Raw genomic sequence first — 14,090 nt, forward strand, 5'->3', positions numbered from 1 at the left:
CTGAAGCCATGGCGTTACAGGATAGGTAAATTGGCGAAATATCGTAAAGGATGTTGGTTGATAATTGATGTAATGTTTTGTTTATCAATTATTTAAATACTGGTATTGATATTGTATGACTACTCTGTAACTAACAGACATACCTTTAATATTAATCCGCCTGAATTTTCCTGAAACTTAAATTTATGCGGAGGCAGCTTAACCGGCAATTTTTAATAATCTATAGCCGGTTACATTAAAGGCTGCAATTTGTAATTTGTACTTATAATCGTTCGGCTCTGCCTGGCGTAATAAAAAAGATGAAAGAGAGTATTTTAATTGTTGAGGATGAATTTATTGTTGCCAACGATCTTCGGATAATGCTGGAAAAGGCGGGCTACAAGGTTTGTGGAATTGCGCCTTCTGTAGCCAAAGCTTTAGACCTGATCAAGGCCAAGAACCCGAATTGGGTATTGCTGGATATTTTTCTGCAGGGCGCCAAAACCGGGATCGATCTTGCCGGGCAGTTGAGGGAGATGAATATTCCTTTCATTTATATCTCGGCAAATACTAACCAGGCCATCCTCGAGGCAGCAAAAGCAACCGAACCGTATGGCTTCCTGGTGAAGCCCTTCAGGGAGAAAGACCTGTTGGTAATGTTGGATATTGCCCAGTACAGGCACGAGCAGGGGCAAAAATTGGTGAAGCCGCAGGAAATTTCTCTGGCAGACCAGGTGGGACTGATTGCCCAGAAAGCGGAACAAAGAGATGAAAAGCTGAAGCAGGTAGCGCAGGTACTTCAATCATTTATTCCGTTTGATTGCCTTGCCATCACCCGTAAAGATCAATCGTTTGATAGCTTCAGTTTGTACCTGATCAAAAATTCGCTCAACATATTTAAGGCTTACCCGGTAAGCGAATTATTGGAAGATACAGGCATATCGTTGCGCGATTACCGCTCGGCCAAGAACAATTTGAACGAAAGCGGAAACCATTTTTACAACAATTTCGATTTCCGCCGCCTTAAAATGGATAGCCTTTGGATCAAGGCTTTAAGCGATCATTATCAATACCAGTCTACCCTGATTTTTAATGTCTCGGCTTCGGACCGGTATACCTATGCTTTTCAATTTTTCAGTAAGGGAGCTGACAGCTATAACCAGTTGCAGATAGACATCTTGAATAAAAATCAGCAGGTGTTTGCTGCGATCGTTGACGAAATCGTCTTGAAAAAGGATGAAGAAGTTAAGGTAGTGAAAGACCGCCGCCCGATTACACCGTTAGTTTCCGGTGAAGCTGCTGTTAGCGATTTTCATGGCATTGTAGGGCAAAGCCCGTTACTCAAAGCGGTATTCCGGAAAATTGAGATCGTTGCCCCGGATGATACTTCAGTGCTGGTATTGGGCGAGAGCGGTACAGGTAAAGAACGGATTGCTGCGACTATCCACAAGCTTTCGCCCAGAAAAAATAAGCCGTTGGTGACTGTTAACTGTGCGGCGCTACCCTTGACCCTGATTGAGTCTGAACTATTCGGGCATGAAAAAGGGGCTTTTACCGGTGCGACCGAAAAACGTGTGGGGAAATTTGAACAGGCGGATGGCGGTACCATCTTCCTGGATGAAATTGGTGAACTGCCCCTCGACTCGCAGGTGAAGCTGCTACGTGTTTTACAGGAGAAAGAAGTGGAGAAGCTGGGCGGTAACGGTGTAAAGAAGATCAACGTCAGGATTATTGCGGCAACCAACCGTAACCTGGAGAAAGAAGTAGCCGAGGGACGTTTCCGCCTGGATCTGTATTACCGCCTGAACGTATTCCCGATTGAACTACCAACCTTAAGGCAGCGGAAAGAAGACATCCCGCTTCTCGCTAACTACTTTCTTCAAAAATTAGTGAAGAAGAACCAACGGCCGGTAACCGGCTTTTCTGCGGATGCGCTGGAAACATTAATGAATTACGATTGGCCCGGGAATGTTCGGGAACTGGAACACCTGATCGAGCGTAGTCTCTTAATGGCTACAGGGGAATTGATCGAGCAAATCGAAATACCAGTTATCAGGGGTGCTGTCGCAGGTATGGAGGATAACAACTTCCGGATCAAAACCATGGAAGAAATGGAGCGCGATCATATCCTGGCGATACTGACGCTTTGCAAAGGAAAAGTTTTTGGCCCCGGTGGTGCTGCCGAACTGCTGAACATCCCTTCAACTACGCTCAATTCGAAGATCAAAAAGCTTGGGATCAAGTATGAATTTGTGAAATAGCAGGTGTCTGGTAATAGCCTGGCACTTTTATTTTACTACAGGCTCTAACCCCCTTTCTTACTGCCTGGCTGGCAAAAACCAGTTCGCCACGTCTGCCGCATTCGCCGCATTTACCACCCCGGCCATAGGTTTGCTGACTTTTAAGTCAGGATGATAATAGCAGAAATCTTCACCTTTTTTCTACTATGGCACCTGGGATATATTTCTATCTAAAGCGGATATGCCGTTTCGCTTTTCGTTTCTGAAAGTACAAAGAAGCTTTGCACGGTGGTGATATTGGGTAACGTTGCCAGCTTATTACGGTAGAAGTGATGGTATTCTTCCATATCCCTGGTGGCAATACGCAGGATGAAATCAAAAGTGCCCGTCATCTGGAAACATTCCATTACCTCGGGAAATTTAGACACCTCTTCTTCAAACTGCTTCAACGTTAGGGCTGTATGGTCGTTAAGTAATACCTGGCTAAAGGCTAGTAAACTCTTGTCGATTTTTTTTCTGTCCAGAATGGCTACGGTTCGTAAAATGTAGCCTTGCTCTTTCAACCGCCTTACCCGCTCATGAATGGTAGCGATAGACTTGTACAAAGCAGCTGCTATTTCTTTATTGGTAAGTGAAGCGTTTTTCTGAAGCAGCTTTAAAATTTGCAGATCAGTTGGGTCAAGCTCTTGTAGCGACATTGGAATACGTTTCGAAAAATTTCAGGGAAAACAGATCGTTTTTATTCAAATATCCGAAATTATGGAAAGAATAATAGGGTTTTTTCGGAATAATTACGGATTATAGGGCTAACCATTGAATTTAAACCTGTTATCTGCCAATTTTATCAAAAAAATTAAGGCAATGGTAAGTAGTTCTTCTCTCGCACCTGAAACGCAAATGAATGATAAGTTTGCGGAGTTATGGCACTTGGTGGGCAACACCCCGATGGTGGAAATTAACTATAATTATAAGGGTACAACCGGAAAGGTTTATGCCAAGTGCGAGCATTATAACCTTACGGGTAGCGTGAAAGACAGGATGGCGTTGTACATTCTTCACCAGGCCTATTTATCCGGCAAAATTTCCCCAAGTGACACCATTGTCGAGGCGACATCCGGCAATACCGGTATTGCATTCTCGGCCATTGGTAAAGCGCTGGGGCATGATGTTAAGATCATTATGCCGAACTGGCTGAGCCGTGAACGCATCGATATCATCCGCAGCCTTGGTGCCGAAGTAATTTCGGTAAGCAAAGAAGAAGGCGGTTTCCAGGGCAGTATCCGCATCAGCGAAGAGATGGCAGCAAAAGGCGGTGTATTTTTACCACGCCAGTTTGAGAACCAGTACAACTGCGAAGCGCACGAACGCACTACTGGCAGAGAGATCTGGCGGCAACTGGCGGCTATGGGCATTATTCCTGATGCGTTTGTTGCAGGGGTAGGTACAGGCGGTACCGTGATGGGAGTAGGCTGCTACTTACGTTCGTTGAACCCAAAAATTAAGATCCACCCGCTGGAACCTGCAGAATCACCAACATTAACTACCGGTTATAAAGTAGGTTCGCACCGGATCCAGGGTATTTCAGATGAGTTTATTCCCTCAATTGTGAAACTGGACGAACTGGACGAGGTAATTCAGGCTAACGATGGCGATGCGATTATCGTGGCTCAGAAACTCGCCCGCGAACTTGGCCTGGCAGTGGGTATATCTTCTGGTGCTAACATCATCGGTGCAATTAAGTTAAGCATGCAAATGGGGCCTGATGCTACTGTTGTTACCTTACTTTGCGACAGTAATAAGAAATACCTGAGTACAGCGTTAGTACAGGAAGAACCGTTGAAAGAGGATTATTTAGGCGCACACCTGAAATTCGAAGGTTTTAAACCGATCAGCCGTTTGCCAAAACCGTTTATTCAGTAACAGAAAATACCCTTTTTAAAAATATACACATGAAAAAATTATTCTTCCTTATTGTGCTGGCCTGCTTCTCGGTTTCACTACAGGCGCAGATTTTACATCCGGTTAAATGGAGCTATGCAGCTAAGAAATTAAACGCCACCGAGGCTGTTGTATTCTTCAAGGCAACGGTAGACGAGGGCTGGCACCTTTATTCGCAAAATGTTGGCGAAGGCGGCCCGGTAAAAACAACCTTTACTTTTCCGGCATCTGCAGAATATACCTTAATAGGAAAAACAGCAGAGCCAAAGCCGATCACCAAGTTTGAGAAAGCATTTAATATGCCGGTGAGCTATTTCGAAAAAGAAGTGATCTTTCAGCAAAAAGTGAAACTGAAAAAAGGTGCTGCAACCGTAAAAGGAACGCTCGAATACATGACTTGTAACGACAAGCAATGCCTGCCACCGGATGATGTAGAATTCAGTATCCCTGTTAAATAATTAAGTGACCCAAAACCGCCTTCCCAATTAACCGATGCAAAAAAGATTTGTGCTGATTGCCCTTTGTGTAATGCTGTTTGCTGTATTTGCAAAGGCAGCCGTTATACAAGATACCGTTTCAACTTCGGGCATAGAATTTTCACCTGCCCCTGCTGCGCAACAGACCACCGGGACAACAGATAGCAGTAGCGGCAGGGCAACAAATGTTGCTGCAAAGGTTAACAAGGCAGAGCAGAAAGTTTCGGATAAGCAAAATAGCCACCAGGCAAAACAAACGTTGTGGGCTATTTTCGGCGCAGGTTTTCTGGGCGGTTTGGCGGCGCTTTTTATGCCCTGCATCTTCCCGATGCTGCCTTTAACGGTAAGCTATTTTACCAAGAAAGCACAATCTAAATCTAAGGCGATACGCACCGCCATATTTTACGGCCTAAGCATTATTGCTATTTACGTGGTACTGGGCTTGCTGATTACCATTGTATTCGGCGCAGATGCCTTGAACAGCCTGGCAACTAACGGTGTTTTCAACATGGCGTTCTTCTTGTTGCTGGTTGTTTTTGCGGCATCTTTCCTGGGTGCGTTTGAGATCACCTTACCTAATAGCTGGGTAAACAAGATGGATGAAAAGTCTGACAAGAGCGGCTTTGCAGGCATCTTCTTTATGGCCGCTACCCTGTCGCTGGTTTCATTCAGCTGTACAGGGCCCATTATCGGTACATTATTAGTACAGGCTGCCGTTAGCGGCGCCTTACTTGGCCCGGCGGTCGGCATGTTCGGTTTTTCTCTTGCGCTGGCCATTCCATTTACGCTGTTTGCCACCTTCCCTTCGCTGCTACAGGCCATGCCTAAATCTGGCGGCTGGTTAAACAGCGTGAAAGTAGTTTTAGGTTTCCTTGAACTGGCTTTAGCGCTTAAATTCCTGAGCAATGTAGACCTGGCTTATCACTGGCACTGGTTTGACAGGGAAGTTTTCCTGGTACTATGGATCGTGATATTTGCGCTGATGGGCTTCTATCTATTGGGTAAGCTAAGGTTCAGCCACGATAGTGAACTGCCTTATATATCGGTACCTCGTTTATTCCTGGCTATAATCGTGTTATCATTTACCACTTATATGATCCCCGGTTTGTGGGGAGCGCCGCTGAAAAGCATCAGCGCCTTTTTACCGCCGCAGGCCACGCAGGATTTCGACCTGTATACTGCTTCGTTATCCGGTTCTTCTGCAAGTACAGCAACGCAAACAGATACCGTCACCCGTAAATATGCCAAGCTGTTTGATAAGCCTGCAGGCCAGAACCCATTCTTTGATTATCAGCAGGGTTTGGCTTACGCACGTGCGATGCACAAACCGGTGATGATAGATTTTACCGGGCATGCTTGCGTAAACTGCCGGAAAATGGAAGCCAATGTGTGGACAGATAAAGCCGTGCTGCCGGTAATCCGCGACGAGTATGTGTTGATCCAGCTGTATGTAGACGACAAAACAGAGCTGCCTGCAGCTGAACAATATACTTCTAAGTTCAGCGGTAAACTGGTGAGGACCATTGGCGCGTTAAACAGCGACATCCAGGCATCGCGCTTTAACAGTAACTCACAACCGTTCTATGTACTGATGGATCCATCAACAGAGCAGCCTTTGGCAGAGCCGCAAGGTGCGGATTACGATGCGCAAAGCTATCTGAAGTATTTAAACAGCGGGTTAACAGCTTTTAAAAGCAAAGCCAAATAGATAAAGTATAAGCATGCATCTTCCAAAGAAATTAACGTTAGGCCTTTTCGGATTTGGTGTTGTAGGGCAGGGCCTGCTGGATATTATCAGCAGCAAGAACTTAAACCTGAGCATCAAAAAGATTGGTATTAAACATCCTGAAAAGCAGCGGACACTTTCTGCCGAATTATTTACAACCAATCCGGATGAGATCATTAACGACCCGGAAATTGATACCGTTGTAGAGCTGATTAATGATGCCGACGCAGCTTATGAGCTGGTTAAGCGGTCGCTGTTAGCGGGCAAGTCGGTAGTTTCTGCCAATAAAAAATTAATAGCCGAACATTTGCCAGAGCTGATCAGCCTGGCAGAAGAAACCGGTAAATCTTTTCTGTATGAAGGCGCGGCCTGTGCCAGTATCCCTATTATCCGTAACCTGGAAGAATATTATGATAACGAGTTGTTGCACGAGATCAGGGGCATTGTAAACGGATCTTCCAACTATATCCTTTCCAAGATATACCAGGAACAGATGACCTACCATGCGGCACTGAAGCAGGCGCAAGACCTGGGCTTTGCCGAGACAGACCCGTTGCTGGATGTGGGCGGGTACGACCCGAAATTTAAGCTGAGCATCATAGCCGCCCATGCCTACGGTTTAATTGTAGACCCGGCGCAGATCTTTAACTATGGTATTCAATATTTATCTGCAGATGATATCCGCTTCTCGACGGAAAAAGGCGTGCGTATTAAGCTGGTAGCCCGCGCTATCCCGGCAGAGCAACATGCTATTAGTTTGTTTGTGATGCCTGCATTTGTTACTGCCGAAGAACCATTGTACCAGGTAGAAAATGAATATAACGGCGTAGTGATCCAGGCGGCCTTTGCAGACCGGCAGTTCTTCTACGGTAAAGGAGCAGGAGGCCACCCAACAGGCTCAGCCGTGCTTTCAGACATCGCGGCGCTGCGTTATGATTACCGTTACGAATACAAGAAATACCATACCCTGAAGCAGCACCTCACCCTGAAAACAGATCAGCAGATATGCATCTATCTCAGGTATGAGCATGAGCAGCTGGTAGAGGCGCTTCAGTTCGATGAAATTATAGAACGGTTCAACAACCGTAAATTCAAATACGTAATGGGCCTGATCTCCCTTGAAAAACTGATCGCTAACCGTGAAAAACTACTTACACCTGATGTCTTCCTCTGTGAAGCCTCCGTTTTAACCTAAATATCCCTTGTCAATAAAAAGTCTTCAGTTGTTCTTGTCATTATACCTTATGTCAGTTATTAGTTTAGTTTAATTAATTCACTCAGGTGTCCTCCTGAAGCAGGTTGCCTGAGTATCTTTCCCTAAATCAAGTCTATCTTCATTATAAACTTTTCAGTCTTCCTTTGAACTCTCTTCAGAGGGCCTGTTGCTTTGTGTTCTCATAAAAACTCATCCGCTTTTTTGATGTTAACATTATTCTGACAAAAGACATTTGCGGGATTAAAAATATTTTCGACTTTTGTGTCGAACAATAAAGTTGATGTTGGAAATGGAAGCGACGACTAATATAGAAGCACAGATTAAAGAAGCGGCTAAAAAAGTTTTTTTAAGAAAAGGGCTGGCGGGTACCAAACTGCAGGAAATTGCAGACGAAGCTGGTATTGGCCGCACCGCGGTGCACTACTACTTCCGCAGCAAAGAGAAATTGTTTGCTATCGTATGGTCTGAATTTTTTCAGGAAATGTGCTCGCGACTTCCTGATATGGAAGATGAAAGTCTGAGTATTGTGCATCGCATGCAGCTATTTGCTGATCATTATATCAGCACAGCAGTTACCAATCCGGACATAGACCTCTTTATGCTGAACCAGTTCAACCTTAACAGGGATATGTTCAAGGAAATACTTGATAAGTCGTTACCATTTGATATTGAGAAATTTTTTCTCCCGCAGATTTTAAAGGCGGTAGAGAAGGGAGAAGTAGTTGGTGATCCTAAGCAGATATTTCTAACCTTTCTGTCTATCTGTTTCTTTCCCTTTGCAGGTATGTCAATGCTAAAAGCCATCATGAACGTGAACCAGGAGGATTATATCAAACTGATGGAAACCCGAAAAGAGCATGTCATGCGGGTATTAGAAACCGCATTTAAGTAATAAAAATTTTTTTATCTTATGTTCGACTTAAATGTCGAACATAAATATCGAATAATAGAGTTTAAAAATCACCTAAGTCATTAAACAAGTAAGCACAACAATGAGTAAAATTTATGTTTCACTGGCCGGATTATCAGTCGCATCCCTGATCCTGGCCGGCTGCGCAGGAAAAAAAGAAACTGCTGCCACGGTAGATACCATTAGTGTCCAGGCCATCAGGTTGGATAGCACCGGCAACCATGCCGACGGAAAAATTATCTATAACGGTACACTACAAGCCAACAAAGCGATAGACTTGAGCTTCCAGGTATCCGGAACCATTAATGCCATCAACGTAAAAACCGGCGATCATGTTAAAAAGGGACAATTGCTGGCAACGGTAGATCAAACTACTTACCAAAGCCAATACGACGCGCAATTGGCCCAGGTACGTTTAGCCGGTGAAAATTACCAGCGTATCAAAGCTGTGTATGATAAAGGCAGCGTAGCAGAGATCAAAATGCTGGAGGCGAAATCTAACTACGAGCAAGCCTTAGCATCCTCAAAAGCTACCTATCAAAATATTGCACATACCCGTTTGTTTGCGCCGCAGACCGGTTACATCGGCGAAAAGAAAGCAGAAGCCGGTTCAACCGCCAGCCCCGGTCAACCGGTATTGCAGTTATTGGATACCCGTTCGATAGACGTGCTTGTAGCTGTACCCGAATCAGAAATCAATCGCTACCACATCGGCGATGCCGCCACGGTTAAAGTTGATGCGCTGGATAACCAGCCCTTGCAAGGCCGGGTTTCGGAAGTAGGAGTACTTGCACTGAATAACAGCGCCAATTATAACCTGAAGGTTAGGCTGGGTAATGATGGCGAACGTTTGCGTCCCGGTATGCTTTGCAAGGTGGTATTTGACCATAAACAAACTGCTGCAAAAGAAGCAGGAAACAGCGAAGTGATTGTACCCGTACAGGCCGTGCAGGTTGATGAGAACGGCAATAATTATGTATACATCATCTCTGCAGATAACAAAGCACAACGTAAGCCTGTAAAGACCGGCACCCTGTACAATAACGGCCTTTCCATAACCAGCGGGCTTAGCGGAAATGAACGCCTGATCCTTTCCGGCTATCAGAAACTGGCAGACCAAACCCCGGTAACAGTTAAAAACACGGCTGAGTTATGAAAGAGAAAACCAACAACCTGATCGAATGGGCGATGCGGCATCATGTCGTGCCCGTCACAGTAGCCGCTGTTTTATTTATACTGGGTATACTCGGTTTGTTTAACATGCCCCGTAACGAATTTCCTGATTTTACCATCAGGCAGGGGGTAATTGTCGGCTTTTATCCCGGCGCTTCTTCTGCCCAGGTAGAAGAACACCTTACCAAGAAGGTAGAAGAATACCTCTTCAGCAATAACGAGGTAGACAAAACCAAAACCTATTCATATTCGAGGGATGGCATTATGTACATCTTCGTCGAGGTTTCTGAAACTGTAAACGGCCCAAGTACAAAGGCCTTCTGGAATAAGATCAAGAACGGCTTGATGCTGCTGCAGGCGCAGTTGCCTTCGGAGGTAAAAGGCTTTGCGGTGAACAGTGATTTCGGTAACACCGCCGCGTTGATCTTCGCAGTAGAGTCTAAAACCAGGCCTTATAAAGAGTTGCAGAAAAACGTAGAAGACATTGAAGCCGAATTACGCCACGTAAAAGATGTGGCTAAAATTTCGCATAGCGGTAACCTTTCAGAGCAGATCAGTATTTATGTAGATAACAATAAGCTGCTGCAAAATGGCGTAACCGTTGGTTCTCTGATGAATGTGCTGCAGTCTGAAGGCGCCATAAATGCATCCGGTAAACTGGATGGCAGCGTGCTGGACAGGCCTATCCATTTAAGCAGTTTTTATAAAACAGAGGCCGACCTGGCAGAACAGGTGATCCGCCGGGATAATCACGGCAACCCGGTAAGGCTGCGTGATATCGCCACTTTAAAACGCGAATACGACGAACCGGACAGTTATGTCACCTCAAACGGTGTAAAAAGTATCATTATCTCGCTGGAGATGATACCCGGTAAAAACATTGTGCAGTTTGGTGATAAACTGGAAGAACGTATCGACAAGATTTCCGCACACCTGCCTTCAGACGTTAAGATCGTTAAACTGGCCAACCAGCCGGAAGTGGTGGATGAATCGATCACCCACTTTATGAAAGAGTTCAGCTTCGCGCTCATCGGTGTGGTGATCGTCGCCTTGCTTTTACTTCCGGTAAGGGTGGCAGCGGTGGCCGCAGCAACTATCCCTATCACTATTTCTGCTACGTTAGGTATTATGTACCTGGCCGGTATCGAGCTGGATACGGTAACCCTTGCCGCGCTGATTGTGGTATTAGGTATTGTGGTAGACGACCCGATTGTGGTGATTGATAACCATATTGAAAAGATCGACCACGGCCTGTCTGTCTGGGAAGCGGCAAAAAGCAGTGCTATGGAGCTTTTTCCGTCTGTATTTACTGCTACGCTGGCTATTTCGGCCACTTTCCTTCCGCTGATGTTTTTCATGACTGGCGTTGCTAAAGATTTCATCAGCGTATTCCCGGTTACCATCATCATTGCGTTAACCCTTTCGCTGATTATTTCTATGGTGCTGGTGCCCTACTTCAATACGCTGTTCATAAAGAAAGGGCTGCACAACCCGCATAAGAAAAGCGATAAAAAGTCTTTTCTGGACTATCTGCAGGCATTCTTTAACAGGCACATCGGTAATGCCATCGGCCATTACAACTTAACTGTGTTGTTTGGTGCATTGTCTGTATTGATCGGTATGTTTTTCATGAGCAAGCTGCCGCAACAGCTGTTTCCTATTGTAGAGCGTAACCAGTTTGCTATAGAGGTTTACCTGCCAAGTGGCTATAACCTGGCCCAGACCGGCGAGGTGGTAAAAGGGATGGAACGTATCCTGCAGAAAGATAAGCGGGTAACCAATTACACCAGCTTTGTCGGAACCAGTTCGCCACGTTTCCACACCGTTTACGCACCAAACCTTGATGCGCGGAACTATGCGCAGTTATTGGTGAACACCATTTCCAGCGATGCTACCGAAGAGATGATCGGCGAGTATACCAAAAAGTACAGCAACCTGTTCCCATCGGCTTACGTGCGCATGAAGCAGTTGAATATGGCGAGTGCGCCTGCACCGATAGAGGTGCGGATATCTGGCGACAATATTGCAGACTTAAAGAAGGTAGCCGATAAAGTGCTGGCTATCGGAAAAAAACGCAGCGACGTAACCTGGGCACGTACAGATTATTATGAATCGCAGGAAGGCATCCGGTTAGATATTAACAACGAAGAATTGTCGAGACTGGGCCTAACCAAAAGCGATGTGGCCAATACCATTGCTATTAATACAGATGGCATTAATGCAACGCGGGTTTGGGAAGGTAACTACCAGGTGAATGTTAAACTAAGGGCGCCGAAGGCATCCAGGTCAAGCGTTTCTAACCTGGGCGACCTGAATATCCCTTCACAACAAACCAATAGTATCGTACCGATCCGCCAGGTGGCAGACATTATTCCAGACTGGCATGAAGGGCAGATTGTACGCCGTAATAGCATCAGAACGCTAACTGTAAGAATGGACGTGGCACAGCACAGCGTAGCTAATGAAGTGTTAGCAAAGATCCGCCCCGATATAGAAAAGCTGAAACTGCCGCTGGGCGTAGAAATTGCCTACGGTGGCGACCTGGAGCAGCAACTGGAAAACCAGGGACCAATGGGTATGGCCCTGCTCATGAGTATCATCGTGATCTTTATGATCCTGGTGTGGCACTTTAAAAAGATGAAGCATGCCATCTTAAGTATCACTACTATGCCTTTAAGCTTGCTTGGTGCATCTTTCGGGCTGCTGGTAACCGGTTACCCGTTTGGTTTTACTTCTTTCCTGGGCTTGCTTGCACTATGTGGTATTGTGGTACGTAACGGCATTATCTTAATAGACCATGCAGATGAATTGCGTTTCCACGAGGGTAAATCTGTTAAGGAAGCGGCTGTCCTTTCGGCAGAAAGACGGATGCGCCCCATCTTTTTAACCTCTACTGCTGCAGCGGTAGGTGTTACGCCAATGATCATCAGCGGCTCGCCGCTATGGGGACCTTTGGGTACCGTCATCAGCTTCGGGTTGATGATCTCCATGATGCTTACCCTATTTGTATTGCCAACGCTTTACTGGCTTTTCTTCAGGAAAGAAGAAGCCGCTGCCGGGGAGCAACAACCGCAAACTATTTAATACCTACGACCATGAACATCAAATATTTTGTAATAACGGCGGCGCTGGTGGCAGGTGTACAATCGCTTTTTGCACAGCAAACCATTTCGCTCGAACAAAGCCGTAAAGCTGCGCTGGCTTATAGTACTGCCATCAAGAACGGCCAGCTTAATATTAATTCTGCCGAGGCTGGTATTATTTCGGCACGGTCTAATCATCTTCCCAGTGTTAGCGGCACCGGTGTGGCGCTGCATAGTTTCAAAGATCTGGTACAGCCTATTCCGGGTGTGCTGGATAAAGGGATCAATAACCTTTATTTATTCGGCCTAACAGCTTCGCAAGCCGTTTACAGCGGTGGCAAGATATTAACCGGCGAACAGCTTGCTTCCCTGCAACTGGAGGCCAGTAATATCCGTGCACGCCAGTCTGTAGATTCCGTGCTGCTTTTAACCGAACAGAAATACTGGAATATTGTGAACCTGCAGGAACAGACCCGTACTATAAAAGCTAACGAAGCGCTGTTGAGAAACCTGCTGAAAATGCAGCAGGACATGCTTGCTTCCGGCCTCATCGCCAGGAATGATCTGCTGAAGGTGAAAGTACAGCTAAGCCAGCTTTTGGTGAATAAAAGCAGCCTGAACAATAGCCGGATGCTTGCCCTTTACGATTTCTGTGCCTATACCGGCATGCAGTTCGATTCCACAATGGTGATGGAGGATAGTTTTGAAAAAGAGCCGTTAATGTCATCACAGGAAGCCAGCCCGGATACCTCCCTTACTCATGTAGAGAACTATCAGTTACTGGCCCTGCAGGTAAGAAACAGTAGCCTGCAATCACGGCTTACCCAGGCAGATAATCTGCCAAGCCTTTCGGTAGGGTTAAGCGCATCACAGGTGGGTTCGTTCAACGGCGCTTTTAAAAGCACGTTCACCCCCATGGCATTTGGTACCCTGAGCATCCCCATTTCTGAAAATATCTGGGGAGGGAACCGCCAAAAAGTAAAGCAGCGCAAGCTAAACGAGCAGATAGCGCAGAATAACCTGACAGACGGCCGCAACCAGTTAAAGGTAGGCATATTAAAATCATGGTATGATATGAAGGATGCGCTTACCCAAATATCCTATGCCAAGGATAACCTAACCCAGGCTACCGAAAACCTTAAAGTGAACCAGGATAACTATAAAGCCGGCTTAAGCACTGTAACTGATGTACTGGATGCGCAGGCATCTTATCAGCAGGCTGCAGTTACGTTGAACACTTCGTTTACCAACCTGCAGATCAAGAATGCTTCTTATCGCTTTGCGACAGGCACTATTAACAAAATGTAGCAACAGGGCAGCGGATACGCCAGCCGCTGCCCGCTAAAAAT

10 protein-coding genes are annotated in these 14,090 nt (G+C 45.8%); 9 read left to right on the forward strand and 1 reads right to left on the reverse strand.

The features are described from left to right. Nucleotides 1-299 precede the first annotated feature (299 nt). Complete coding sequence (locus MUY27_RS01560; protein ID WP_245128207.1) at nt 300-2,240, forward strand: sigma 54-interacting response regulator; 1,941 nt, start codon at nt 300-302, stop codon at nt 2,238-2,240. Nucleotides 2,241-2,449: 209 nt separating this feature from the next. On the opposite strand, the gene MUY27_RS01565 is transcribed toward MUY27_RS01560, so the two are convergent. Further along, a complete protein-coding gene (locus MUY27_RS01565; protein ID WP_245128208.1) occupies nt 2,450-2,917 on the reverse strand; it encodes an Lrp/AsnC family transcriptional regulator in 468 nt (155 codons plus the stop codon). 199 nt (nt 2,918-3,116) lie between these two features. On the opposite strand from MUY27_RS01565, the gene MUY27_RS01570 reads away from it, so the two are divergent. From MUY27_RS01570 to MUY27_RS01605, 8 genes are all read left to right on the forward strand, one after another. Beyond that, a complete protein-coding gene (locus tag MUY27_RS01570; RefSeq protein WP_245128209.1) occupies nt 3,117-4,139 on the forward strand; it encodes a PLP-dependent cysteine synthase family protein in 1,023 nt (340 codons plus the stop codon). Between the two features lie 29 nt (nt 4,140-4,168). Continuing rightward, nucleotides 4,169-4,615, forward strand: coding sequence for a protein-disulfide reductase DsbD domain-containing protein (locus MUY27_RS01575; protein ID WP_245128210.1), 447 nt, complete (start codon nt 4,169-4,171; stop codon nt 4,613-4,615). A gap of 34 nt (nt 4,616-4,649) precedes the next feature. Beyond that, on the forward strand, nt 4,650-6,341 hold the full coding sequence (locus MUY27_RS01580; RefSeq protein ID WP_245128211.1) for a protein-disulfide reductase DsbD family protein: 1,692 nt from the start codon (nt 4,650-4,652) through the stop codon (nt 6,339-6,341). Nucleotides 6,342-6,354: 13 nt separating this feature from the next. Then, the gene (locus MUY27_RS01585) at nt 6,355-7,554 is read left to right on the forward strand and encodes a homoserine dehydrogenase (RefSeq protein ID WP_245128212.1); all 1,200 of its coding nucleotides are present in this window, start codon (nt 6,355-6,357) and stop codon (nt 7,552-7,554) included. Between the two features lie 310 nt (nt 7,555-7,864). After that, on the forward strand, nt 7,865-8,467 hold the full coding sequence (locus MUY27_RS01590; protein ID WP_245128213.1) for a TetR/AcrR family transcriptional regulator: 603 nt from the start codon (nt 7,865-7,867) through the stop codon (nt 8,465-8,467). A gap of 100 nt (nt 8,468-8,567) precedes the next feature. Next, nucleotides 8,568-9,641 carry an efflux RND transporter periplasmic adaptor subunit gene (locus MUY27_RS01595; protein WP_245128214.1) on the forward strand — a complete coding sequence of 358 codons (1,074 nt, stop codon included), beginning with the start codon at nt 8,568-8,570 and terminating at the stop codon, nt 9,639-9,641. Beyond that, nucleotides 9,638-12,742: an efflux RND transporter permease subunit gene (locus MUY27_RS01600; RefSeq protein ID WP_245128215.1), complete on the forward strand. Its 3,105-nt coding sequence runs from the start codon at nt 9,638-9,640 to the stop codon at nt 12,740-12,742. Before MUY27_RS01595 ends, MUY27_RS01600 begins: the two co-directional genes overlap by 4 nt. Nucleotides 12,743-12,753: 11 nt before the next feature. Beyond that, a complete protein-coding gene (locus tag MUY27_RS01605; RefSeq protein WP_245128216.1) occupies nt 12,754-14,049 on the forward strand; it encodes a TolC family protein in 1,296 nt (431 codons plus the stop codon). Nucleotides 14,050-14,090: the final 41 nt, after the last annotated feature.

Source organism: Mucilaginibacter straminoryzae (assembly GCF_022953055.1).
Classification (GTDB): Bacteria; Bacteroidota; Bacteroidia; order Sphingobacteriales; family Sphingobacteriaceae; genus Mucilaginibacter; species Mucilaginibacter straminoryzae.